This is a genomic window from Brevundimonas sp. PWP3-1b1, assembly GCF_049896065.1.
GTDB classification, from domain to species: Bacteria; Pseudomonadota; Alphaproteobacteria; order Caulobacterales; family Caulobacteraceae; genus Brevundimonas; species Brevundimonas intermedia_B.
Genome location: NZ_JAFCTO010000001.1, coordinates 920,214 through 943,849, shown reverse-complemented (window position 1 = coordinate 943,849; position 23,636 = coordinate 920,214). Strand labels below are relative to the sequence as shown.

General features: G+C 63.8%; 24 protein-coding genes and 3 pseudogenes. 8 read left to right on the top strand and 19 right to left on the bottom strand.

Annotation, left to right across the window (positions count from 1 at the left end; genetic code table 11):
• Positions 1-144: 144 nt before the first annotated feature.
• From ACP69V_RS04640 to ACP69V_RS04620, 5 genes are all read right to left on the bottom strand, one after another.
• Positions 145-714, bottom strand: coding sequence for a type 1 glutamine amidotransferase domain-containing protein (locus ACP69V_RS04640; protein ID WP_426022844.1), 570 nt, complete (start codon positions 712-714; stop codon positions 145-147).
• Between the two features lie 31 nt (positions 715-745).
• A complete protein-coding gene (locus ACP69V_RS04635; protein ID WP_426022843.1) occupies positions 746-1,885 on the bottom strand; it encodes a glutathione-independent formaldehyde dehydrogenase in 1,140 nt (379 codons plus the stop codon).
• A 441-nt stretch (positions 1,886-2,326) separates the two neighbouring features.
• Positions 2,327-2,623 (bottom strand): putative quinol monooxygenase, encoded by a 297-nt coding sequence (locus tag ACP69V_RS04630; protein WP_426022842.1) that lies wholly within the window; start codon positions 2,621-2,623, stop codon positions 2,327-2,329.
• A gap of 108 nt (positions 2,624-2,731) precedes the next feature.
• Positions 2,732-3,472 (bottom strand): SDR family oxidoreductase, encoded by a 741-nt coding sequence (locus ACP69V_RS04625; RefSeq protein ID WP_426022841.1) that lies wholly within the window; start codon positions 3,470-3,472, stop codon positions 2,732-2,734.
• Positions 3,473-3,678: 206 nt separating this feature from the next.
• Positions 3,679-4,017, bottom strand: a complete 339-nt coding sequence (locus ACP69V_RS04620; RefSeq protein WP_426019601.1) for a putative quinol monooxygenase — start codon at positions 4,015-4,017, stop codon at positions 3,679-3,681.
• Here ACP69V_RS04620 and ACP69V_RS04615 point away from each other — a divergent pair.
• Positions 3,901-4,179, top strand: a complete 279-nt coding sequence (locus ACP69V_RS04615; protein WP_426022840.1) for an acyl-CoA dehydrogenase family protein — start codon at positions 3,901-3,903, stop codon at positions 4,177-4,179. The two genes, ACP69V_RS04620 and ACP69V_RS04615, sit on opposite strands and share 117 nt — an antisense overlap.
• 211 nt (positions 4,180-4,390) lie before the next feature.
• Here ACP69V_RS04615 and exaC read toward each other — a convergent pair whose 3' ends face one another.
• Both exaC and ACP69V_RS04605 read right to left on the bottom strand, forming a co-directional pair.
• On the bottom strand, positions 4,391-5,908 hold the full coding sequence (gene exaC, locus ACP69V_RS04610) for an acetaldehyde dehydrogenase ExaC (RefSeq protein WP_426017605.1): 1,518 nt from the start codon (positions 5,906-5,908) through the stop codon (positions 4,391-4,393).
• Positions 5,909-6,042: 134 nt separating this feature from the next.
• Positions 6,043-7,011, bottom strand: a complete 969-nt coding sequence (locus tag ACP69V_RS04605; RefSeq protein ID WP_426022839.1) for a GAF domain-containing protein — start codon at positions 7,009-7,011, stop codon at positions 6,043-6,045.
• A 380-nt stretch (positions 7,012-7,391) separates the two neighbouring features.
• On the opposite strand from ACP69V_RS04605, the gene ACP69V_RS04600 reads away from it, so the two are divergent.
• Positions 7,392-8,048 carry a hypothetical protein gene (locus ACP69V_RS04600; RefSeq protein WP_426022838.1) on the top strand — a complete coding sequence of 219 codons (657 nt, stop codon included), beginning with the start codon at positions 7,392-7,394 and terminating at the stop codon, positions 8,046-8,048.
• 49 nt (positions 8,049-8,097) lie between these two features.
• Here the strand turns inward: ACP69V_RS04600 and ACP69V_RS04595 are convergent.
• A pseudogene (locus tag ACP69V_RS04595) lies at positions 8,098-8,274 on the bottom strand (hypothetical protein); the annotation flags it as partial.
• Positions 8,275-8,424: 150 nt separating this feature from the next.
• Here ACP69V_RS04595 and ACP69V_RS04590 point away from each other — a divergent pair.
• Together ACP69V_RS04590 and ACP69V_RS04585 are read left to right on the top strand one after the other, a co-directional pair.
• Entirely contained in the window at positions 8,425-9,246 is an 822-nt protein-coding gene (locus ACP69V_RS04590) for a three component ABC system middle component (RefSeq protein ID WP_426022837.1), read from the top strand.
• Positions 9,243-9,722 carry an AAA family ATPase gene (locus ACP69V_RS04585; RefSeq protein ID WP_426022836.1) on the top strand — a complete coding sequence of 160 codons (480 nt, stop codon included), beginning with the start codon at positions 9,243-9,245 and terminating at the stop codon, positions 9,720-9,722. Before ACP69V_RS04590 ends, ACP69V_RS04585 begins: the two co-directional genes overlap by 4 nt.
• 55 nt (positions 9,723-9,777) lie before the next feature.
• Here the strand turns inward: ACP69V_RS04585 and ACP69V_RS04580 are convergent, their stop codons facing one another.
• Both ACP69V_RS04580 and ACP69V_RS04575 read right to left on the bottom strand, forming a co-directional pair.
• Positions 9,778-10,725 carry a nucleotidyl transferase AbiEii/AbiGii toxin family protein gene (locus ACP69V_RS04580; RefSeq protein ID WP_426022835.1) on the bottom strand — a complete coding sequence of 316 codons (948 nt, stop codon included), beginning with the start codon at positions 10,723-10,725 and terminating at the stop codon, positions 9,778-9,780.
• Positions 10,726-10,729: 4 nt separating this feature from the next.
• Complete coding sequence (locus ACP69V_RS04575) at positions 10,730-12,343, bottom strand: integrase arm-type DNA-binding domain-containing protein (protein ID WP_426022834.1); 1,614 nt, start codon at positions 12,341-12,343, stop codon at positions 10,730-10,732.
• Positions 12,344-12,645: 302 nt separating this feature from the next.
• On the opposite strand from ACP69V_RS04575, the gene ACP69V_RS04570 reads away from it, so the two are divergent.
• Positions 12,646-12,897 carry an SDR family oxidoreductase gene (locus ACP69V_RS04570; protein WP_066629243.1) on the top strand — a complete coding sequence of 84 codons (252 nt, stop codon included), beginning with the start codon at positions 12,646-12,648 and terminating at the stop codon, positions 12,895-12,897.
• Between the two features lie 561 nt (positions 12,898-13,458).
• Here the strand turns inward: ACP69V_RS04570 and ACP69V_RS04565 are convergent.
• The 4 genes from ACP69V_RS04565 to ACP69V_RS04550 all read right to left on the bottom strand — a co-directional run bounded on the left by ACP69V_RS04565 (position 13,459) and on the right by ACP69V_RS04550 (position 17,164).
• Complete coding sequence (locus tag ACP69V_RS04565; RefSeq protein ID WP_426022833.1) at positions 13,459-14,610, bottom strand: serpin family protein; 1,152 nt, start codon at positions 14,608-14,610, stop codon at positions 13,459-13,461.
• 119 nt (positions 14,611-14,729) lie between these two features.
• A complete protein-coding gene (locus tag ACP69V_RS04560; protein WP_426022832.1) occupies positions 14,730-15,116 on the bottom strand; it encodes a DUF3597 domain-containing protein in 387 nt (128 codons plus the stop codon).
• A 62-nt stretch (positions 15,117-15,178) separates the two neighbouring features.
• Positions 15,179-15,796: an OmpA family protein gene (locus ACP69V_RS04555; protein WP_426022831.1), complete on the bottom strand. Its 618-nt coding sequence runs from the start codon at positions 15,794-15,796 to the stop codon at positions 15,179-15,181.
• A 66-nt stretch (positions 15,797-15,862) separates the two neighbouring features.
• Complete coding sequence (locus tag ACP69V_RS04550; RefSeq protein ID WP_426022830.1) at positions 15,863-17,164, bottom strand: mechanosensitive ion channel; 1,302 nt, start codon at positions 17,162-17,164, stop codon at positions 15,863-15,865.
• A gap of 73 nt (positions 17,165-17,237) precedes the next feature.
• On the opposite strand from ACP69V_RS04550, the gene ACP69V_RS04545 reads away from it, so the two are divergent.
• The 3 genes and pseudogenes from ACP69V_RS04545 to ACP69V_RS04535 all read left to right on the top strand — a co-directional run.
• On the top strand, positions 17,238-18,446 hold the full coding sequence (locus ACP69V_RS04545) for a L,D-transpeptidase family protein (RefSeq protein ID WP_426022829.1): 1,209 nt from the start codon (positions 17,238-17,240) through the stop codon (positions 18,444-18,446).
• Between the two features lie 92 nt (positions 18,447-18,538).
• Complete coding sequence (locus ACP69V_RS04540; RefSeq protein WP_426022828.1) at positions 18,539-20,590, top strand: AsmA family protein; 2,052 nt, start codon at positions 18,539-18,541, stop codon at positions 20,588-20,590.
• A 49-nt stretch (positions 20,591-20,639) separates the two neighbouring features.
• A pseudogene (locus ACP69V_RS04535) lies at positions 20,640-20,903 on the top strand (PAS domain-containing protein); the annotation flags it as partial.
• A 105-nt stretch (positions 20,904-21,008) separates the two neighbouring features.
• Here the strand turns inward: ACP69V_RS04535 and ACP69V_RS04530 are convergent.
• The 5 genes and pseudogenes from ACP69V_RS04530 to ACP69V_RS04510 form a co-directional block, all read right to left on the bottom strand.
• Positions 21,009-21,104 (bottom strand): annotated as a pseudogene (locus tag ACP69V_RS04530) (DUF6766 family protein); the annotation flags it as partial.
• Between the two features lie 61 nt (positions 21,105-21,165).
• On the bottom strand, positions 21,166-21,456 hold the full coding sequence (locus ACP69V_RS04525) for a hypothetical protein (RefSeq protein WP_426022827.1): 291 nt from the start codon (positions 21,454-21,456) through the stop codon (positions 21,166-21,168).
• Between the two features lie 41 nt (positions 21,457-21,497).
• The gene (locus ACP69V_RS04520; RefSeq protein WP_157076479.1) at positions 21,498-21,701 is read right to left on the bottom strand and encodes a hypothetical protein; all 204 of its coding nucleotides are present in this window, start codon (positions 21,699-21,701) and stop codon (positions 21,498-21,500) included.
• A 219-nt stretch (positions 21,702-21,920) separates the two neighbouring features.
• Positions 21,921-22,142 (bottom strand): EAL domain-containing protein, encoded by a 222-nt coding sequence (locus tag ACP69V_RS04515; protein ID WP_426024031.1) that lies wholly within the window; start codon positions 22,140-22,142, stop codon positions 21,921-21,923.
• Between the two features lie 213 nt (positions 22,143-22,355).
• Entirely contained in the window at positions 22,356-23,609 is a 1,254-nt protein-coding gene (locus tag ACP69V_RS04510) for a tyrosine-type recombinase/integrase (protein ID WP_426022826.1), read from the bottom strand.
• Positions 23,610-23,636: the final 27 nt, after the last annotated feature.

The following is a 23,636-nucleotide window of genomic DNA, read 5'->3' as shown; positions in this document are numbered from 1 at the left end:
GTTTGACTGCTCGTCCGGCGCGCCGTGTTCGTCTGATACGCGGCGTAGCGGATGACCATCATCAGCGGCCATCCGCTACGCCTGTCTCGCGTGGACCTTCTTCCGTGAGCGGGCCTCAAATGGTTTGCCGAGGCCGCCCCGTCTTTACTTGCCGGCTGCGAGCCCAGCGCTCACGCCTGCCGCGACTTCCTCTATGAGTTTGGCACAGAAGGCGGGTAAATCATTGGGGTCGCGGCTTGTGACAAGGCCGTTGTCGACTACGACTTCGTCATTGACCCATGTACCGCCGGCGTTCTCGATATCGACCTTCAGCGTTGGGTAGGACGTCAAGGAACGCCCCTTAAGCACGTCAGCCTCAATCAATGTCCAAGGTGCATGGCATATAGCCGCAACCGGTTTTTTTTGATCGAAGAAAGCCCGGATGAAACCAATTGCCTCGCCGCTGCCGCGAAGCTTGTCGGCGCCGACAGTCCCTCCGGGCACAACAAGGCCGTCGAAATCGTCGGCTTTGACCTCGGCAAACGTCTTGTCGATAGTATAGCTGCCGCCCTCGTCAAGGTCGCTATTGACTGTGCGAGCCACGCCCGCTTCAAAACTGACCACGGTCACTTTGCCGCCAGCCTCCTCGATAGCTTGCTTGGGCTTCGAGAATTCTGGCTCTTCCGTCCCGCGGGGCGCGATCAGAACGGCAACTGATTTGCCCTCTAACGTCATAACTTATTCCCTATTCCGTAGAAGACTAAGGTCAGGCGGTCGGCTTAAGCGCGACCTTTGTCCATCCATCATCGCGCGCATCGAAATGCTTGTAGGCGTCTGGCGCCTGATCGAGCGGCAGTCGGTGCGAGATGATTTGGCCAGGATTGGCCCGGTCTTGCTCGATAAGCTTCATCAGTCGCCGGTTGTAGTGCTTTACATTGCACTGGCCGGTGCCGATCTTCTGGCCCTTGAACCAGAAGTTGCCGAAGTCGAACGCCATCTTGCCTTCCTTCTGGAGATCGTCGGGCGCGTTCGGGTCTTCCGGAATGAACACGCCGACGACGCCGATTCCGCCGGTGGCCTTCGTGCTTTTGACGAGGCAGTTCATCGTGTAATTGCTGCGCTCCTTGCCGTGGCGATCGCAACACTGATACCCGACCGCCTCGACCCCCCGATCGGTCCCGAGGCCGCCGGTCGCGTCAAGGATCTGCTGGGCGGGATCGCCCTTGCGCATGTCGATCGGAATAGCGCCCATCGCCTCGGCCAGTTTCAGACGGTCATCGTGGGAATCGACCACGAAGATCTGAGCGGCACCGCGAATTTCGGCTGAGTGCGCGGCCATCAAACCGACCGGACCAGCCCCGTAGATTGCGATACTCTCACCAGGCAAGAAACCCGACAACTCGACGCCATGCCAACCCGTCGGGAAGATGTCGGAGAGCATGACATAGTCATCCTCCTTCTCCTCAGCGTCCTCGGGCAGCTTCAGGCAATTGAAGTCGGCATAAGGTACGCGCATCATCTCGGCCTGACCGCCTTGCCACGGCCCCATCTCGGCAAAGCCATACGCTGCGCCGGCGGTTCCAGGATTGGTCGTGAGGCAAAAACCCGTCAGACCGCGTTCGCAATTTTCGCAGAACCCACAACCGACGTTGAACGGCATGCAGACGCGATCGCCCTTCTTGATCCGGTCTACGGCAGCGCCGACTTCGATGACTTCGCCAAGGTTTTCGTGGCCAAAGACCCTGCCCTTCTCGAAGCTGGTACGGCCCTCGTACATGTGAAGGTCCGACCCGCAGATGTTGGTCGTGGTCAGCCGAATGATTACATCGGTGGGCTTTTCGATCTTGGGATCATCGATGGTATCGACGGAAACGTCTTTGGGCCCGTTGTACACGACAGCTTTCACGGATCTTCTCCTTTTGTAGCTCTGCTCTGGGCGTCATCAAATCGAGAGCTTGCAGACGCTCCGTTCCAGCGCATCTTTCCAACTGATCTCAGTGTCCTAAACAGCCTGACGCCTGAGAGGATCCATCCCGTTCGGCAATTCTCGGATCGATTTTCGCCGGCTTTTCGATTGCCTTGGCCACGACGCTCCAAAATAGCGCTAGATTGATGACCTCAAGAAGTTCCTGCGAAACCAACGGTGCCATGATAACGCAACACGTAAACGCCGCCTTATCAGCAGCAACATCAAAGGCGGGTAAAACTCAAAAGACAAGGCCATCCACTATCGCGGATGGCCTGTCGTATTGCTTCTATTGATTTCCCAAAGCCGTCCCGTCCATTCCGGAGCGCAGACGTCCCAAACCGTGCAGTCGAACGGCAGCTTAGGGTGCCGATCGATCCGCTATTTGGCGGCCAAAAGGGTGAACTTGTGAATCTGCGGCGGTTCAGAAAACAGTTCTTCCGCCTTGTCCATCAGTGCGGCGGCAACCTTTCCGTCAAGATGCGCCTGCCGATCCTCCTCTGTGTCGAACGTATCGAAGATCGCGTACGCACCGGGACCTTCCTCGATCGCATACCAGGTCAGAGTACCCGGCTCAGCTTGAACGAGCGGCAATGCCGAGGTCAGGAAATCGGCGACATCGCTCTCCTTTCCGGGCCTGGCCTTCAGTGGCACATACAGCGCAAGTTTGGGCATCATCGGCTCCTCAAGTTAAAACGGACAGATATCATTTGGCAAAGTAACGGACAAGCGGGCCGGAACGTTCCTAGGAGGCGGAGCACACGCGGCCCTGCCTCCTCGTCGAAATCAGAACTGCTGTGCGGTCGGCCGGATGACGATCGCGTTGACGTCGACGTCATCAGGTTGTTCTACAGCGAACGCGATAGCACGCGCCACCGATGCCGCCGGGATGGCCTGCTCGTAGAAGTCGAGCACCGTCTCGGCAGCCGTGCCAGACGTCGTGAACTTCAAATCGCTTTCGACAGCTCCAGGCTCGATTGACGTGACACGGACCTTTTCACCCACCTCGTGGCGCAAGCCCTCGCTGATCGCGCTGACGGCGAACTTGGTGCCGGAGTAGACCGTGCCGCCCGGTGCGAAGACCTTGATGCCCGCAACCGAGCTCAAGTTGATGATGTGACCGCTGCCCTGCTCGAGAAAGCCGGGAAGGGCCGCCGCGATGCCGTAGAGCGTACCCTTCAGATTGACGTCGATCATCTGGTCCCACTCGTCGGTGTTGACCTCGGCCATCGGACGGATCGGCATCAGCCCGGCGTTGTTGATCAGCACGTCGAGGCGGCCGAAGTCGGCAATGATTGCGGCGACGACGGACTGGACCGCCGACTTGTCGGTGACGTCGAGCGCGTAGCTGCGTGCCGTGCCGCCGTTTGCGGCGATGTCCGCGACGACCTCGTCGAGCCTGTCCTTGCGCCGCGCGGCGATGGCCACCTTCGCGCCGCGTTCCGCGAGAAGACGCGCGGTTTCTGCGCCGATGCCGGTGCTGCCGCCGGTAATGAGAACGACCTTGCCTTCGATACCCGTGGTCATGACTGTATTCCTTCAAGTCAGTTGTTGATTTTTCGCCGGATCGCGGCTCCGCCTCAGCGGTAGCCGCGTGGATGAATGAGGCCCAAAAGGCACCACGCGAAGCGCAGGTGCCAACAGGCCGATAATCCGCAACTCGTCTGTGTCGAACGCCTGTACAAGCCGTGCCGAACCCACCCATTCTTCAGGCTTGCCCATTGGCACCATCCTCAGGTCGCCGAGACGGGGTTGAGGACAAACGCGGCGCGCTCGGCCAGATCGCCGATCTGAGAGAGGTAGTTCTGGAAGTGGGGCGTCGCACGGTGGGCGGCGACTGCATCCGCGTCCGCGTACAGCTCGTCGAGCACGAAACGGTTCGGATCGCTCTGGTCCTGCCAGAGATCGTAGCGCAAATTGCCCGGTTCGGCGCGGCTCGGCTTTAGGCCGAGCTGATGATCGGCTGGTGCGCCGGCGTGCTGGACACTGGCGCCCTGGGCACGACCGAAAGCTCGATGACCAAGGTCGCCGTGTCCGAGGCCCTGTTCGGCGTCGCCGACCGCTGCGTCCAGATCATGGGCGGGACCGGCGTCTCGGGCGACACTGTGGTCGAACAGATCTTCCGCGAAGTCCGCGCCTTCCGCATCTACGACGGCCCCAGCGAAGTCCACCGCTGGAGCCTCGCCAAATCCGTCAAGCGACAGGCGACAGGCGTAGAAAGCTTGGCAACCTAGAAAGCACCGTCAGAAATCACGTCATCAGAAAAGAGCCACCGGTACCTGCCGGGTCGGGCAACCGGTTCCCGGGATGGGCGTCGTCTATCAACAGGGGCCTGCCGACCTCACGCCCAACGGCGGCCTTCATGGTTGCAGCCATGGTCACGTCCCCTCGCCTGTCTGGTCCAAAACAAAGGACGCGGGCTGCACGCCCGCGCCCTCAAATGAATCAGAAGAAGCCCAGCTTGTCGGGGCTGTAGCTGACCAGCAGGTTCTTGGTCTGCTGATAGTGGTCCAGCATCATGCGGTGGTTTTCGCGCCCGATGCCCGACTTCTTGTAGCCGCCGAAGGCCGCGTGGGCCGGGTACTGATGATAGCAGTTGGTCCAGACCCGGCCCGCCTGGATGGCCCGACCCGCCCGGTAGGCCGTGTTCATGTCGCGCGACCAGACGCCTGCGCCCAGGCCGTATTCCGTATCGTTGGCGATCTCCATCGCCTCTTCGAAGGTTTTGAAGGTGGTCACGGCCAGGACCGGACCAAAGATCTCCTCCTGGAAGACGCGCATGTTGTTGGTGCCCTTGAACACCGTCGGCTTGACGTAATAGCCGCCCGACAGGTCATCCGGCAGCAGCGACTGCTCCCCGCCCGTCAGGACCTCGGCCCCTTCGTCCTTGCCGATCTTCAAATAGCTCAGGATCTTCTGTAGCTGCTGGTCCGAGGCCTGGGCGCCGACCTGGGTGGTCGGGTCCAGCGGGTCGCCCTGCTTGATGGCCTCGACTCGGGCGATCGCCTTCTCAATGAAGGCCTCATAGATGTCTTCGTGGATCAGGGCCCGGCTGGGGCAGGTGCAGACCTCGCCCTGGTTCAGCGCGAACATGGCGAATCCTTCCAGCGCCTTGTCCAGGAAGGCGTCGTCGGCGTCCATCACGTCCTTGAAGAAGATGTTGGGCGACTTGCCGCCCAGCTCCAGCGTCACCGGAATGATGTTCTGCGTCGCGTATTCCATGATCTTCTGGCCGACAGCGGTCGAGCCGGTGAAGGCGATCTTGGCGATGCGCGGATTTGTGGCCAACGGCTCGCCGACCTCGATCCCCGTGCCGGAGACGATGTTCAGCACGCCCGCCGGCAGAATGTCCTGGATCAGCTCGGCCACCAGCAGGATCGAGGCTGGGGTCTGCTCCGCCGGCTTCAGCACGATGCAATTGCCCGCCGCCAGGGCCGGGGCGATCTTCCACGCCGCCATCAGGATAGGGAAGTTCCAAGGGATGATCTGGCCGACCACGCCCAGCGGCTCGTGGAAGTGATAGGCGACCGTGTCGTTATCCAGCTCCGAAATGCCGCCCTCCTGGGCGCGGATGCAGCCGGCGAAATAGCGGAAGTGGTCGATGGCCAGGGGGATGTCCGCCGCCAGGGTCTCACGCACCGGCTTGCCGTTGTCCCAGGTTTCGGCCTCGGCCACGGCCTGAAGATTGGCCTCGATGCGGTCGGCGATACGATTGAGGATCAGCGCGCGCTGGGCGACGCTGGTCTTGCCCCACGCGTCCTTGGCGGCGTGCGCCGCGTCCAGCGCCAGCTCGACGTCGGCCGCGTCCGAGCGAGCCACCTCGCACAGGACGCGACCGTTCACCGGGGAGGTGTTCTCGAAATAGCGGCCGTTGACCGGAGCGACCCACTGGCCGCCGATGAAGTTGTCGTAGCGCGTCTTGAACCTGGGGGTCGCGGCGCGGATGAATTCGGGCTTGGTCACGGAAAGAGCCTCCTGCTGGTTTCCTCGGGCGTCGATTGTTCGACGTCGTTTGAGACCAGTTTGGTCGGCAGGGGACGAAGCGCCAGACGCCGTCGCAATGGTGCGGCGCAAACCTGTCGCAGGATTGCGACAGGTCAGTGCAGGTCGATCAGACCCAGGCGATGCAGCTTGCGATGCAGGGTGGCGCGACTGACCCCGAGCGCCCGCGCGGCGGCCGAGACATTGCCCCCGCTGCGGGCCAGAGCCCGCCGCACGGCCCCCCGCTCGGCCTCCCGCAGGTCCGCCTCAGCCCCGCCGGGCGTCAGCAGGTCCGAGGCCGGCAGCTGGGCGGCGATCCGCTCGTCGGTGATGGCCAGCGACAGACGCGCCGCCCTTGTAGCCCCAATCACCAGATCATGCCTGTCGACCGCCAGCAGGGCCGCCGCATTCCGCTCGCTGGCTCCGCCCGCCAGCACGATGCGCGCGTCGGCGAAGGCCTGCCGGAAGGTCTGGGCCTCGATGGCCTTCGCCGCATCCGACACCGCCGTCGAGATCAGCCCCAACAGCGCCTCGGTCGCATCCGCCCGACAGGAGGACACGTCCAGCGCCCCGGCCAGCCTCCCCATGTGGTCGTGAATGGGATGGGTGATGCAGCTCAGGCCAGTGTTGCGGGCGTGGAAATGCTGTTCGCGATGGATGGTCACGGCCCGGTGCTCGGCCAGGGCCGTGCCGATGCCGTTGGTGCCCTCGACCGCCTCGGACCAGACCGCGCCGGGCCACAGGCCCCAGCGGTGGAAGGTCTCGTCGTCGGCCGCCGCACCGCGGCGCTCGACCGGCACGCCCTCGGCGTTGGTCAGCAGGACGCAGCACCCGACCCCGCCGACCGCCAGGAACAGCCGATCCAGCACGCCCTCGGCCGCCCGCGTCAGCGGCTCCATGGCCTGACGCGCCTCAACAAGCTGCTGCTCGGTGACGGTTTCGACCCGGCCATGCTCGACGGGATCGAGGCCGTAAAGGGTGATCGAGCGCCGCCACGAAGCAGCAAGAGCCGAGCGCGCGCCCGCTCCCTCGTCCAGCGCCTGCCGGATCAGACTGCCGTGATCACCGCGCCACCGATCAGCCATGGTCGGTCCCCAAGGGTTCTTTCAGCTCGACTTGACGCCTCACTCCGCCCGCCGTCAACATCCTCTTCAAGGCATCCAAACGCCGACTTGGGCTGTCAATGGTGGGGACATTGCCGGTTGCGTCTTCAAGGCTTCGGAGAGGAGCTTGGCTCGACAGGGCGCGATCAGCCCTCTCCACCGAATTGCACGCTTCTCGCACATCGCGAAAGAACCCGGGTGTCGCCAAGCCACGGCCATGTTGAGGCCCCGCCTTTGATAAATCGTGAGACGCTCACATGGTGACAGCATGGGCGACAGCCCACCGAATCTCGAGCCTGACCTATCGCTTAGATCTTAGCACGACTGCGCCTTTCCCACGACCTCAACGACGGACATGACGAATGAGCGCGACCGACGCGCAAGCTGAGTACGAGGCCAGGCTCACGGGGTTCGCCACCTTGATCCATGGCAATAGCCCTCCAGGCTTGGCGGCGAAGCTTGCCATCTTCTCGGAGCTTCTGAGGCAGCAGAGGAACTACGGAGAAGAGCTCTGGCACATCGAGCCCTTGCTGCTCCCTCTCATGCACTCGGTGGAAGTCGACCTACACCTATCGATGGCGAGACTTCTGGAGCCTCCCAAGCGCAGCGATCGAAGCCTCTTCAAATTCCTCACGTTCTGTGAGGGAAATCTGTCGAAGATTTCCTGGAAGAATGGTCAGCCAACGAATGCCCTGATCTCTCAGCAGCGAGCCGCGCTGGAAGCTCATCGCGCGACGATTGACGCGATCATGGGACGACGTGATCGCTTCTTCGCACACCTCGACAAGGAGTATTTCGCCAAGCCTACCGCGATCTATTCCGACTACCCATTGGACGAAGATGAGGTGATCGATTTGGCGAACGCCATGATCGGCATCGTGGCGGAGCACGAAGGCGGACTGCAGGCCTCTTGGACCATCAACGTGGCGGAGCTCTACACGATCAGCGTCGACAACATGGTCAGGAATCTGCGCACCGGGCGACAGATCAACTTCCCCGACCAGGCCAAGGATTTCTAGGTGAAGGCATTGGAGCGGCGGAGGCAGCCCTCCGCCGCTCAGCTCTAAGTCAGGCCCAAACCCGGTTCAGGACGGCCGCAGCCAGCGCCGCCTTGTCCTGAGGCAGGAACCGACCGTAGTGGGCTTGCACCGTCGCGGGCGTGTCCTGGATCGCATAGCTCCCCTGCTCATAGGACCCCGTGGTCTTTAAGACGTGGATCGCAAGCACGTCCCGAACGCTGTGGGGAGCCTCCCCGGTTCAACTTAAGCTTTGCAGGCTGAACCCGTTCGCCGTGCACGGAATCAGCGCCTATACTGCAAGGCTGAAACGAAGAACCGCCTCCCTTGAGGAGCGGCGACGACGAGGAACGCTGTGACCCCCATTCGCCTGGCCATCGTGGGCGGCGGCCCCAAGGCCGCAGCGCTCTGCGCCAAGATTGCCTGCCTGCGCGATCTCTTCCGCGTTCCCATCGAGGCTACCGTGTTCGAACGGTCGACGCCCGGGGCGCACTGGAGCGGCGGCGAGTCCGGCTATACCGATGGCGTCCAGTGCCTGTGCACGCCGGCGGAGCGCGATCTCGGCTTCCCCTATTCGGACGCCTTCGGAGAACCGGGCAAGATCGCCGAGCGGATGCTGGCCGAGTATTCCTGGGCCGCCTACCTCATCCGCAATGACGAGTACGCGCGCTGGGTGGGCGCCGGCCGTCATCGGCCGTCGCACGAGGCCTTCGCGGCCTACATCGCGGACGCGATCGCGCGGTCCGGAGCCGTTGTCGAGATCGGCGAGGTGTTCAAACTTCGCCGCCAGGACGGCGCCTGGACGGTCTTCTATGATCGTGACGGCAACGAAGAGGATCTCTCAGAATTTGACGGCGTCGTCATCACTGGTTCGGGCCCCCCGCGGCCGGCGATGGGTCAGGATCTCGGCAATCGGTGGGTGTTCAACGGCCAGACCTTCTGGACCAACCGTCATGGGATCCGCGACCACCTCGCCCGCATCGACGACGAGGCGGTGCGATTCAGCGCCTTCATCGGGGTCGTGACCGTCGAAGCCGACGGTCGCCTCAAGATCGGGCCCGAAAAGCTCAAGGCGAGTGCGGCCAAGGCGCTTACCGATCAACCGGCGCAGGCGCTGAAGCGCGCCGAACGGCTTGGCTATTGGTTCGCCGACGCGGGATCGACGCGTACCGTCTTCGACACGATGGGACTGACCGTATGATCCGCTGGAATATCGCCACGATCTTCTTCCTGAGCGTATCTGGCGAACGTCGCGACGTCACCCTGACGCCCGATGCGATGAATATCATCACCGGCGCGTCCGGCACCGGGAAGTCGACGCTCATCAAGGCCATCGACTACTGCCTCGGTTCCAGTAAATGCGAGCTCCCGGCCCATGTCCGCAGACGGGTGGTGGCCGTGGGCGTCAAATGGGTCGCCGGGCCCGATGAGATGATCATCGCCCGGATTGTCCCGCCCGTCGGTCAGGACACCAGCGGCTACATGTATGTCCAGTCGGGCCGGGACCTGTCGCTGCCCGATCAGGTCGAGGATCTCGACGGCGCCACCAATGTGGAAGGGGCACAGATGTTGCGCCGTGCGATCGCCACGCTAAAATCCTCCCCGGCGGGCTCCGGGACGATAGGCGCCAATCCAGAGCCGGGGGACGCCCAGTGCGTCGGCAGCGGTTGGCGGTGAAACGCCGGGCTTCCACACAGAAGTTCCTGGCCCGCCCCCTCCTCCCCGATGCGCGCTAGAGTCGGTCCGCGACCGCGGCGATCCGCGCCAGAATGGCGTCGAGCGAGGGCTGGTCCCGATAGTAGAGCGCGCGGGTGGCGCCGTAGGCGCGGTCATAGAGTCTGCGGGTGTCGGGATCGTTCAGCCAGAAGGCCTCGTTGCGCCGGATGTCCGGCTCATCGGCGCCGCGAAAGCGGGCCGTCTTGTGCGCGACGTAGGCGTCCGAGCCGATGAAGGCCTGGACGTCGTCGTCCCCGAGCAGGCTGTAGACGTCGTAGTAGTGCCGCATGAAGTTGGTCGGCATCTCGCCGTTCGCCTGCTGCTGGCGGAACTTGGTCGAGATGGTCTGCAGCTTCTCCACGAAGGTATATCCCGGCTCGTAGCAGGCGACATCGATGGCGCGGTTGTCCGTGAGCTCCTCAACACCCTGCTGAATGGCGAAATCATAGGCCCAGGACGAGATGGTGATGGGCCGGTTCGGCGACACCTGGTCAAAGCCGGCCTCCAAAAGGACCCCGGTTTTCACGCCGTCCGGAAGCGGATTGAGCTCTGGATAGCGCAGGCGGACACCAGCGCCGCGCATCTGGCCGGTGGGGTCGTCGAAGGCGGCGTCGCGTTCGACGGCCTGGAAGCCGGGGATAACGATCCGTTCGGCCAGGCCGTCGAAAAAGGCCTGCCGCGCCGCGACATGCGCCGCCTTGGTGTGGTTCCGCCCGACGGGCAGATCGCCGTCCGGATGGATGAGGATGTCGATGTCTTCCGAGAACCGATGGATCAGCTGGTAGCCCTTCGACAGGGAGGTGCCGCCCTTGAGCTCGAAGGCGAAGCCGCCGGCCTGCAGCCCCCAGAGGGCCTGCATGATCCAGTAGTCTTTCTCCACCAGGCTCGGGTCGATACCCCTCTGGCCGGCGAGGACTTCGATCAGGTCCCGGAAGTCCGGGGTATCATGCAGGAAGACGGTCACGACCTCACGCGGCCTCCAGCGCCTGGCTGAGAAGCCGTTCGGCGCGCACGGACCCGAAGTCCCGCGCCGCCTTGAACAGGCGCGCGGGGTTCATGCGCCGGGCGCGATCCAGGGCGCGCGGCAGGACCTCGGTGCGGGTCTCGGCGAGCCGGTCTAGGTTCTGCAACAGATCGACGAGAAGGACCTCCTCGGTCAGCTTGGCCGGGACCGAGGGCTTTTTGCGGAAGTCATAGACGCGGCCGCCGAGGTCGAACCGGCCATGGCGTTTGAGATTGTAGACAACGGGTTCGTTGTACAGCTGGGTCGTCCCTACCCCCAGGCCGTTGTAGGCGTTCGGCGAGACCAGCAGGAAGCGGTCGTCCTTGAGGAAGCTCTCCACCAGTTTCTCTGGCCGGGCGGGAGCCCTGCCGTAGCGCGTCTGGCGCGGCGCCAGATAGAGGCCGCCGGAGACCTTCTCCAGTCGCCCTTCCTCCACGAGCTGGCGCAGATGCCGATCCACGGCATTGGACCACTTCTCGAAATCCTGACGACGATAGACCTGACCAGGCCGCAGTCGTTTCTTCACATCGTTGAGCGCCGACATTGGGAAAATCCTTCGCCACCTACGTAGGAAGCGTCCGACGCTTATGCAAAGATTTTGATTTAAATTCCATGCATATTTTGCGCAGCCGCGTCTGTTGGGGGTCACGGTCGCGCGAGACATCGGCGCGTCGGCGTCATAGCGCGACGGCAGGAGGTAGCTAGAGTTCCCCGCGCAAGTCTTCAATGCAATCAGAATGTCCAGCATCTGGGTGGAGAGATAGACGTTATGAGGGCGCGACCGCTTCATCCGCGCCTTCGGGATCGACCAGACCGCGTTGGCGAAGTCCACCTCATCCCAGGTCGCGTCCTGCAACTCGCTCTTCCTGACCATGCTCAGGAGGATGAACTTGAGCCCAAGCCGTATGGTCGGAAGCGTCGCGACCTCGCCGAGCAAGCCCAGCATGATCCTGACCTCCGCCGGTGAAAGGTTGCGATCGCGCGGCCGGAAGGTCGCGATGGACGCTGGCCCCACCCCGTCGGCTGGATTGTCGATCTTCTCACCGTGCAGGATCGCCCAGGCGTAGATCTGTTTGACGATGTCGCGGACGTGGATGGCGGTCGCCGGGGCGCCTCTCTCGACGATCGACTTGCAGTGAGCCCTCAGATCGTCTGGCGTGATCTCCGACAAAAGACGATTGCGCCAGTGCGGCAGCACTTCGCGGTTGAAGATCGATCGCCGCATGTTTCGCGTGCTGTCGGCCATCGGAGCGGTGTCCATCCAGCGGTTCGCGACATGCTCGAAGCTGGAGGCCTCCTTCAGACGCCGTTTCGCCCTCTGCTTTTCGATCGCCGGAGACGCGCCTGCGGCGATGGTGCGCTTGATCTCGAACAGACGCTCGCGCGCCTGGGCGAGGCTCAATCCGCCGCGCCCGTACCGCCCCAGGGTCAGCGTCTCGCGTCGTCCGTTGAAGCGATAGTCGTAGCGAAACGAGATCGCTCCGCCGGGCGAAACATAGACATACAAGCCGTCCCTGTCGGTACTCTTGTAAGGCTTTGATTGCGGGCGCAAATTCTTCAGTGCAACGTCGGTAAGCACGGTAAAAACACCTCGATCCACGCAAGTGCGGATTTGCCCGATGCACGACCGGTATTTTCCTTCAAGATCAATATGTTGATCCAAAATAATACCGTCACCGCCTTGCGATGATGCTGACGGTACGAGGGAGCTTCCTGCATCGCAACAGGAGGCGACACCGTCGCCAGTGACGGTAAAACGAAAAAAGACCTTCCGAATGATATCGAAGGGTCCCGTCAGAATTCACAATGTTGTCAGGCGCTTATCGAGGTTTTCGGAAGCGATACCGAAAGGTAGCGAGAGCCCCGAATTATTCCAAGTCCATGGTCAAGCAACTCGCCTCCAAAGGCATCCGTGTGAATGCCGTGGCGCCAAGCCCCTCCTGGACCCCGCTGCAGGTCAGCGGCGGGGCCACGCCCGAGAAGCTCCAGAGCTTTGGGTCACAGAGCCCGCTGGGTCGCCCCTGCCAGCCCGCCGAGATCGCAGGCCTCGATGTCGCCGCGGCCAATGCCGCGCTCAGCTATTCCACCGGCCAGATCTTCGCAGCAACCGGCCGCGGCGGGCAGCCCGCGTAATCGGCTGACGCGCCACAGCCGACGCTCAGAGAGGGATCATGTGATCGCCGACCTGGAACTGTGGGTCTTAGCTATTGGCTCGGGAGTTCGAACCGCCTTTGCCCCCCCTTGGGGGCCAGTTTCCCGACCGGCGACGATGCTCGGGACACAATTTTCCGAGGAACGACGAACGTCCGGCGCCGCAGGAAAAGCATAGCGAGGGATGCCCTGTACCGCGTCAAATCAGGCCCCTTCGCCGGCTTACCCAAGAGTTTGATCGTAAGGTCTCGCATCGGCGGCTGGCTCGCAATCTTGATAGCCCCGTGCAACAAACAAATACCAGTACGGGTGTGCGGGTTCATCAGCCGAGGCCCGACCTTTGGAATGCTTTGGCCCATGGCCCGCCCGGCGCCTAGACACCGAGATGTTCCGGCAAGGCCCGGTCCAACATCGGGGGCAAGGTCAAATCAACAAAGGACTCTCGTTATGGGTGGATGAGAAACGGGGGTCATCCTTTAAGTCAAAGTAACGTCAGGACAACGCATGCGAGGATGGCGCGTGCGGGGAATGCACGTGTGGCCGCTAGGTTGCCGGCGCCTCTGGGCGGCTGATGCGGCCGAGGAAGAGAATGGCGCTGGTCTCCTTGTCGCGGATCAGAAAGAGGAAGGGGTGGTCGGCGCGGAAGGTCGGCGGGGGCGTCACAGGCGCGCTCGTCTGTTCGACAGCGATCCCGGTGGCCGCCGCGGCTTCCGTCCCCTTCTCATCAATCCGCAAGAAGGGCTTGTGCACCACCTGGCCGATCGCCAGAGGGGCGTCGGCGATGCCGCGGAAGTCGGCGCCATCGGTGAAGGCGATCCCCATGCCCAGCATGGTCAGTTGCGGGATGAGATCGTAGCTGAGCGCCGTCTCGGTCTTTGGAAGATAAAGCAGGACCCGCCGAGGCTCCTCCTCATCAAGTGCAGTGAGCCAGCCCGCAAGATTGGCGCTGAGTTGAGCCTCCACGTCCGACAGGCCGCCGCGCGTGCGCGGCAGGATCACAGTCATCGACAGCCGATCGCCCCTATAAGGAAGATCGATGGCCTGCAAGGCGCCGGTTTCCAGCAGACGCAGGTACCCGCGCTGATACATCATCGGCGTCGACAGGCGCGATCCGTCCGTAAGGTAGAATGTTTGGTCGCTTGTGTTGGAGGCGTTGAACGGCTGGGCCCAATCACCCAGGAAATAGACCGCGTTGGTGACGATCAGGCGCGTGGCGTCGTTGATGCTGGAAGGGCTGAGCAACTCCGGGATGCGCCTGCGCGTCTGTCCCGAGACCCAGGCGTTGATGCGCCCGGCCGCCTCATCAGGCGCGTCCCGAAAATCCACGGGCCGGGCCAGGGCGCCGTAATCCCGCTGGACGCTCTCAACGAAATCGGGTTTGAGGCCAAAGCCGTCCTGCACCCACACCGCGTTGGCGACGCTGAGCGTGGTCTGTCCGTCCTCGCGCTCGAGCGCACGCAACAGTGCGCCCAGGTCTGCGTTGAGCGAGGGGCTGTCGGGGAGACTGAGGCTGCTCAGGAGGGCTATGCGCGTCTGGCCCCGGGCTCCCGCCGAGACCACCCCGAAGGCCCCCATCAGGCTGACCGGAGAGATGACGACATTGTCGTCTCCAGCGCGCAACTGATCGTAGAGCCTCACGCCGAGCGTTTGCCCGCTGAGATCGGCCGGCGCGTTGACCGCGGGCGCATCGGTCAAAACAGGGTCATCGGGAAGAGAGGCCGGAGCCGTCGTGCAGGCGGACGCCGCCAGGGCGAAGGCGGCCAGGGCTGCAGAGGCCCCTAACCGCGCAACGTCGCCCTGTCGCCGCCGGACCATCAGTCCCTCAGGCTTGCCGGGACCTGCCCGCCGTTCTCGGCCAACTTGGCCCAGACCGCACCGGAAAGGGCGATGTTCTGCTCCGCGGATCCGTGAGGACCGGCATGCACGCCGAGTTCCTCCGCAAGGTCCTTGCGAGCGGCGAGACTGGAGTCGAGACCCAGCAGCTTCAGGAGGTCGACGATGGAGGTGCGCCAGTTGCCGCCGCCGCCCTTCATCTCCGCCATCTGGGACAGGACCTGCTCGACATCGACCGGTTGGGAAGCGACAGGGGCCGCCGTCGGCTGCACAGGAGGGGCTTGAGGTGTGGGCGCCTGGGGCGCCGCCGGCGTCTCAGGCTTCTTGTGCCCTGTGATCTTGTCCCAGATTTTTCCGAAAATACTCATGATCGACCTCGATATGCGTGTGTTGGGATCCCGGGCGCGGATCGCGCCCGGGGTCATAGGGATCAGCGTTGGACGACAACCAGTTCGGTGCGGCGATTCTCCGCCAGCCCGCCGGCCGTGGCGTTGCTGTCGACCGGGTTGGTCTCGCCACCCGAAAGCGACTCGATACGTCGTCCATCCACGCCTGAAGCGATCAGAGCCGACCGCACTACATCCGCCCGAGCCTGGGCCAGCGTGCGATTGGCGGCATCGGACCCGCGTGCATCGGCGTAGCCGTAAAGCCGGACGTGCGCGTTCGGATAGCGGCTGAGGACGGCGGCCACGGCCTGGATTTCGGGCCGATCCTGAGGACGGATCGTGGATGCACCCGTATCGAAGTTGACGCGCTCGAAGGCGAAGGTCCGCGGCGCGGCGTCAGATCCGGCGAGATAGGCGTCCAGGCCTGAGACGCCGGCGGGGCTGGCGGGACCCGCGGTCGGCGGCAGAACGGGACCGGTTTCGACGGGGAACGCAGCGGCGTCCGTCACTGCCGGATCGACCGCCGCACGATCATCACCGCAGCGCGTGAGCATGAGAAGCAGAAGCAGAAGGACCACGGCTCCGATGATCCACGGAAGGTATTTGCGCCAAGAGGGCGCCACAGGATCCAGGCGGGGATCGCGATCTCGGTTGTCGGTCATGTCGGGCTCCTTGTTGGAAGCGAAGTCAAAAGACCGGGCCGCGAAATGCGGCCCGGTCCGGGAGGGTTATTGCGGCGGGATCTTCGTGACCTTATCGGCCCACATCTGAGCCACTTTGCCCGCCGCGTCGCGTCCGCCGAGACCAAAGGCCAAGGCCGCGGCGACCGCCGCGGCTCCCAGGATCAGGCCGAAGGCGAGAAGAACGATGTCGTCGGCGATGCCCATGAAGCGCAGGCCCATGGCCGTCGCCAGCGCGATCGTGGCCCAGCGGACCAAGGTCGACGCGAAACCGTCGGCGCCGCCAGTCCCCTTGTTGATCAGGTTGGCCAGAACGCCGCCGATCAGGACGCCGGCGGTGATGATGATCCCGCCGACGATGACATGACCCGCCAGCGCCAGGATCTCCTGGAGGGTGACGGCGATCGTGCCGAACTGCAGCAGCTTGGCGGCCTCGACCGCGGTGAAGGCGACGATCGCCGCCATGGCGATCTTGCCGACGATGGACGACGGTGTCAGGGCCTTGGGCGTCTCTCCGCCGAGCGCCCGAGCCGTGGCGGGCGTGACGTCGCCGGCATAGGGCGCGGAGGCAGGAACGGGTTGGGCCGGCGTCTCGGCAGTGGCCGTGAGGCTGGTCAGGCTGGAGATGCTGCGATCGAAGCCGGTGGCCGGCAGGATGCGTTCGATCAGCTGGGCGACCCAGCGACCGATGAACCAGCCTACAGCGAGGACGATGGCGGCGGCGAGGACGTGGGGAATCGCCGCCAGGACGGTCGAGAGGACGGCCACGGCGGGAACCGTGAGGGATTCGATGCCGAGCTGTTCCAGGGCGGCGATGGTGATCGGGATGAGGATCAGGACGAACACCAGGGTACCGATGGCCGTGCTGACACCGGTCGATCCGGTCGCCTTTGTCAGACCGGCCTTCTCAAGCCAGCGATCGGCGTTGGCGGCCTGCAGGGCGGCCTCGACGACCCGCCTGGCCAGGGTGGCGACGACGAAACCGATGAAGAAGATCAGGACGGCGCCCAGCACGCTCGGGACGAAGGCGGCGACCTGGGTCAGAAGGGTGTTGAGGGGGATGACGACCTGGCCGAGGTTGAGGACGCCGAGCGCCGCGACGACGCCGAAAAGCAGGATCAGCCAGAAGGCGACGTCGCCCAGGCTCGCGCCGATAGAATGTTTGGGATTATCGCTGGCGGTCGCTTTCGAGGCGCCCGGAATGCGGTTGATGCCCTTAGCCAGCGCCCATTTGACGGCCTTGCCGATAAACCAGGCTGCGACCAGGATGACCAGGGCTCCGAGCGCCTTGGGACCCCATTCGTAAATGAGCGCGGTCCAGCCGATGAACTCGTAGTTTGCTGTTTGCATTCAACCCTCCACGACGCTCCCTCGCAAGCGTCGCCGAACTAACGGTGCAAAGCTGAGGGGGTTCCGCCTGGCGATGGCTTTCACGCGGGGAACCGCCCATAAGCAGTCGGGTTGGTCGATCGCTACTCGTCGCTCACAGTTCTGGATTATGATGTTCATTCGCGTCATCCCGCTTTCACTGTTGGTAGGGCTGGCCGCCTGCGGCGCGCCGTCTCCTGACCAAGCGGCTCGGCCGGAACCTGCGCCCGTCGCTGTCGCTGCGCCAGAGCGTCCGATGGCTGCGGGCCTGTCGCGGCAGGCGATCGAGGCCGCGACATTCGAGCCGCCGGCGAAGCTGTCGCCTTCTAACGCGCCCGCGGCGACGCCAGGGTCGACGCCGCCTTTTGCAAGCACGCCGACCAAGGTCCCAGCGGGTGAGGACGTCGTTCCCACGACACCAGCACCGACCGCAGCCCTGATCCGGGCGCAGATTCTCCTGGATCGCTCGCCCTTTTCGCCCGGAGCCATCGATGGTCTGGACGGGGAAAACATGCGGCAGGCGATCGCGGCCTTTGAGACCGCCAATGGTCTGACCGTCGATGGGCAGCTCGACGCCGAAGTGTTCAGCCGCCTGGCGGCGGACAGCCGGCCCGTACTGAGCGACTACGTCATCACCGCCCAGGACCTTGCAGGTCCCTACATTGGGGCCCTGCCGGACGACCTTGAGGGCAAGGCGCGGCTGACTGCGCTCGGATACGCCACGCTGAAGGAAGCGCTGGCGGAGCGGTTCCATATGACCGAGGCCCTATTCGACGCCCTCAATCCCGGCGTCGATCTCAGCCGGGCCGGGCAGACCATCGTGGTGCCGGCGGTGGCGACGCCGTCGCTGGCCGAAGTCGTGAGGATCGAGGTCGACAAGACTTCCAGCCGGGTCACCGCCTTCGATCGCTCGGGCGGCGTCCTCGCCGTCTATCCCGCCACCATCGGCAGCAGCGAGCGGCCGGCGCCGACGGGGAACCTGAAGGTGGTCGGCGTGGCCAAAGCGCCCGACTACACCTACGACCCGTCGCGCCTGAGCTATGGCGATGGGAAACAGAAACTGGTGGTCGCCGCCGGGCCCAACAATCCGGTCGGCGTGGTCTGGATCGACCTGTCACGCGACACCTACGGCATCCACGGTACGCCGGATCCCGAACTGATCGGCAAAACCGCGTCCAATGGCTGCGTGCGCCTGACCAACTGGGACGCACAGCAGCTGGCGGCGGCGGTGAATCCCGGCATGGATGTGATCTTCCGCAACTGATCCGCCGCCCCGCACGCCACAGCTAAGGTCTTGATTTCCTGACACCAACCTTACGCTGATGCGTTGGAGCGCTGAGTAGGGAGATTTCGACCTTGACCGCGACATCCAAACTTCGACTGTCCTGGGACGCCTTTCGGACGAGAACCCTGGCGCGCGCGGGGGTTCGGGCCGGGGAATGGCGCGACTGGGTCAAGACCAACGATCCCGTCTACAACAGCTTTCGTCATCCCGGGCGGACGGAGAAGATCGCAGCTTCGATTGTGATGCTGCTGATCGCCGCGATCGTGATCTTCTTCCTCCTGTTCGACTGGAACTGGCTGCGCGGGCCGATCGGCCGGTGGGCCTCCGCCAAATATGATCGCGAGATCGCCTTGCGCGGCGACCTGGACGTCAAGTTGTTCACCTGGACGCCTACGGTGATCGTCAACGATCTGAAGTTCGGCGGCCCGCAGTGGGCCAAGTCGCGCGACACCGCCACAGTCTCGCGCATCGAGGCCTCGGTCCGACTGCGCAAACTGTTCGCGGGCCAGATCGAGATGCCTCTGCTCTCCTTCACCCAGCCCGAAGTCTATCTCCTCGCCACGAAAGACGGTCGCCAGAGCTGGGAACTTGAGCCGAACAAGCCAGACACCGGCGAAGGCATGAAGCTGCCGGTCATCCAGCAACTCATTATCCAGAACGGCCATATCGTCATAGACGAACAGAAACGGGGCCTGACCCTCGACGCCTCTGTCGACGCCCGCGAGACCGCCAACGACGACGAAGCCGGCTTTGTTCTGGCCGGCGAGGGCTCGGTTAATCGCTCGCCCCTGACGCTGCGGATCGAGGGCGGACCCTTCATCAACATTCGCCGTGACCGCCCGTATCACTTCAACGCCCTGATCGAGGGCGCGCGGTCGAAGTTGACCGCCGACGGCGCGGTCACCCGACCCTTCCACCTGGGCCAGTTCACCTCAACCCTGACCCTCCAGGGGCAAGACCTCAGCGACCTGTACCTGCTGACCGGCGTGACCCTTCCCAATACCCCGCCCTACCGGCTGGCGGGGGCGTTGAAGCGCGACGACAGCACCTGGACCTTCAACGACTTCACCGGCCGGGTCGGGTCGTCCGACCTGTCCGGAGACGTCAAGGCCGAGACGGGCGGCCGCCTGCGGGTGGAGGCGCAACTCGCCTCGCAGAGGCTGGATATCGACGACCTCATGGCCATCTTCGGGGCCCGGACCCAGACGAATGCGGCCGGCACCAACACCACCACGGTCAGTTCGGGCGCGCCGGGCAAGCTGTTGCCTGACGCCACCTTGAACGTCGATCGCTTGCGGACGATGGACGGGAGCCTGACCTACCGGGCGGCTTCGGTGAAGGCCAACGAGATGGACATTCGTGCAGTGCGTCTGGGCGCAGAACTTGAAGCCGGGGTCCTTAACCTCAATCCGGTCGCCTTTACCTTCAATCGAGGAAGCCTGACCGGAACGGCGCGGATCAACGCCGCGCGGGACATGCCCTACAGCGCTATGGACTTTCGGCTTACCGGCTATCCGCTGGAATCCATCGTGCCTGCGAAGAATGGCACGGCGCCGATCACAGGCCAGGCCACCGGGCGGATGCGCCTTGAGGGACCGGGAAACTCGATCCATCGGTTCGCCGCCGCGTCGAAGGGTTCGGTCAGCCTGGTGGTGCCGAACGGAGAGATGCGCTCAGCCTTCGCCGAACTCCTCGGCATCAACGCCAGCGCGGGACTGCTCAAGCTGCTGCGCGGCGACCAGTCCAAGGCCGACATCCGCTGCGCTGTCGCCGACTTCAACGTCTCCAACGGCGTCGCCCGGGCCCAGACCCTCGTGATCGATACGGATGTGGTTCTGGCCAATGGCTCGGGATCGATCAATCTTGGCGCCGAGACGCTCGACCTGAAGATCGACGGCGATTCCAAGAAGCCGCGTCTGCTGCGGCTCTGGACGCCCATTCTGGTGAGAGGATCACTGACCTCGCCGCGGGTCGGTGTCGATACGGGCCAGGTGGTCGCGCAGGGCGGTCTGGCGGCCATCGTCGGGGCCGTCGCGGCGCCGGTCGCGGCCCTGTTCGCCTTCGTCGATCCCGGCCTAGCCAAGGACGCAAACTGCGGGGCGCTCATCGCCAGTGCGCGATGAGCGCAGAGGCTGCGTTTGATCCAATCGAGAGCCGGAGCGCTCACAAGGAATGGCGGAGTCGATGATGCCTTTGTCCACCCATCCTGACCTGGCGGACCTGATCGTTCGCAACGTCAAGGCCTACGCCATCGTGGTTCTTTCTGAAGACGGCGTCGTGCCCGAATGGTCGGGAGACACCCAGGCGGTGACGGGCTACGCCGCGGGCGATATCGTGGGCCGCTCCTTCGATATCCTGTTCACAAAGCCGGACAGGGCCGCAGGCGTCGCCGCCCAGGAGATCGAACTCGCGCTCCGCGATGGGCGCGCTGAAGACAGTCGGTGGCATCCTTGCGATCGGCGTCGAGGACCGGGTCGCGATTTTGGGCGAAGGCTCGTCGAGATCCTTGGACTCCGGAGACCCGCGCTGCATCAGATAGGCGGTCAGGACGACATAGGTCCTCATCTGCAGAAATTCGCTCTCCCAGTTCTCGAACAGGGAGGACAGAAAGGCGCCGCCTGGTCGAGCGGTTGACACGGAGATCGCCGCCCCGCGGGTCCTGGCTTTCCTGGCGAATTGAGCTGACCCTGCGAGAGGCCTAGCCTTGGCCTTGCTCGTCGTCGGACCGTACAGCGTGCGACTCGATCCATGACAGCATTTCCAGCGCCGCCATTCGTTCTTCGCCGGAGTAATCGTACTCGATCCGTGGCCTCAATCCTTCGACGAGCGCCCGGTGCATGAAAGCCTCGGGCCGCTCGGGGTCCATGAGCGCTTCCAGCGCGACGAGCGTGACATGCAAGCCTTCGGAAAGGACCCCGACACAACCGTGCAGCCGGGCGACTTCTTTCTCCAGATCAAGCAAGCGACCTGCGTCGTCGGCCTCCGCCATTCAGATAATCTCCAGCCGCACCGACATAATGAGCCCCCGAACTAGGGGTCTCGCCCGTCGTTGTCCCGCGTCAGGATCAGGACCTCTTCCCCATCACGGTGGACAGAAACCCGCAATAACCCGCCGGTCAAGAGAAGACGCAGTTCCGCCAGATCTCGCGCCTCTTCGTCGTCCTGGGCATTGGCCAACTCGGTGACCGGCTCCCCGTCGGGCGTTGTGTAAAGCTTGAAAAGGTAGGAGGTCATCGGCCATCGCGAGCTAATGGCCACGCTTAGCACCTTGGTGTCGTAGAGGAAATGCAGCTTTTCGAAAGTCCGCTGACGGACGCTCGAAGCGCGCAACCCCTGGATGTCGGCTATCGACGAACCGGAGCGCCGACACCGCCTCGGCATGTCAAAACGTCTTAGGGCTCTATACCCGCGTCGGCGGCGGAAAAGCTTCGCGCGGCACTATCTCTCCTGCCGTCAGATACCCAAGTCGAACGCCTTGGCCATGACGGGGCGACCGAACAGATAGCCCTGCGCTTCCGGACACCCGTTCTCGGCGAGGAAGGCCAGCTGTTCTTCGCTCTCCACACCTTCGGCGATCACATCCAGGCTAAAGTTCCGGCCGAGATAGATCACGGCGCGGACGATCGCCGCGTCTTCCCGGTTCGTTGTGACGTTCCTGACGAAAGACTGGTCGATTTTCAGCCGGGTGCCGGTGTCAACCGCAGCATGAGAAACCCGCGCACCGTCTCGGCCGCCGCGCGCGGATGGCGACGGGCAAGCGTTTCCTGCTCACGCCGCGCTGCGTGGTGTGGGACCTCGCCGAGGTCGAAGCCTGGCTGAAACTTCGCCGGGATCGGCCAATCCCGAGGGCGGCTGGTCCGGACGTCCGCTTGCGGCGCTCGCGCCCTGTCAGACACGCGGATCAAAACGCGGAGCCGAGGTCTCCTGCACCGTGACCACTGGTGTGAAGGACTTGCCGGCCTCCCAGGCGTCGACCGCATCTGACCATTGCTGGGCCATATGCCGGCGCTGCGCTTCGAACTCCGCCTTGTTGTAGACGCCGCGTGACGATCGCTCCTCGTGGGCCAGCCCCTTCTCGATCCAGTCTGAGTTGAACCCCATTTCGTGGAGCAAAGTCGAAGCCGTCCGCCGCAGGTCGTGGACCGTGAACGGTTCAAGTGGCAGGCCCTGGCTTGAAGCTCGCTCCGCTATGGCGCTGGTCACCCTGTTGAAGGTCGCGCGAGACATCGGCGCGTCGGCGTCATAGCGCGACGGCAGGAGGTAGCGAGAGTTCCCCGCGCAAGTCTTCAATGCAATCAGAATGTCCAGCATCTGGGTGGAGAGATAGACGTTATGAGGGCGCGACCGCTTCATCCGCGCCTTCGGGATCGACCAGACCGCGTTGGCGAAGTCCACCTCATCCCAGGTCGCGTCCTGCAACTCGCTCTTCCTGACCATGCTCAGGAGGATGAACTTGAGCCCAAGCCGTATGGTCGGAAGCGTCGCGACCTCGCCGAGCAAGCCCAGCATGATCCTGACCTCCGCCGGTGAAAGGTTGCGATCGCGCGGCCGGAAGGTCGCGATGGACGCTGGCCCCACCCCGTCGGCTGGATTGTCGATCTTCTCACCGTGCAGGATCGCCCAGGCGTAGATCTGTTTGACGATGTCGCGGACGTGGATGGCGGTCGCCGGGGCGCCTCTCTCGACGATCGACTTGCAGTGAGCCCTCAGATCGTCTGGCGTGATCTCCGACAAAAGACGATTGCGCCAGTGCGGCAGCACTTCGCGGTTGAAGATCGATCGCCGCATGTTTCGCGTGCTGTCGGCCATCGGAGCGGTGTCCATCCAGCGGTTCGCGACATGCTCGAAGCTGGAGGCCTCCTTCAGACGCCGTTTCGCCCTCTGCTTTTCGATCGCCGGAGACGCGCCTGCGGCGATGGTGCGCTTGATCTCGAACAGACGCTCGCGCGCCTGGGCGAGGCTCAATCCGCCGCGCCCGTACCGCCCCAGGGTCAGCGTCTCGCGTCGTCCGTTGAAGCGATAGTCGTAGCGAAACGAGATCGCTCCGCCGGGCGAAACATGGACATACAAGCCGTCCCTGTCGGTACTCTTGTAAGGCTTTGATTGCGGGCGCAAATTCTTCAGTGCAACGTCGGTAAGCACGGTAAAAACACCTCGATCCACGCAAGT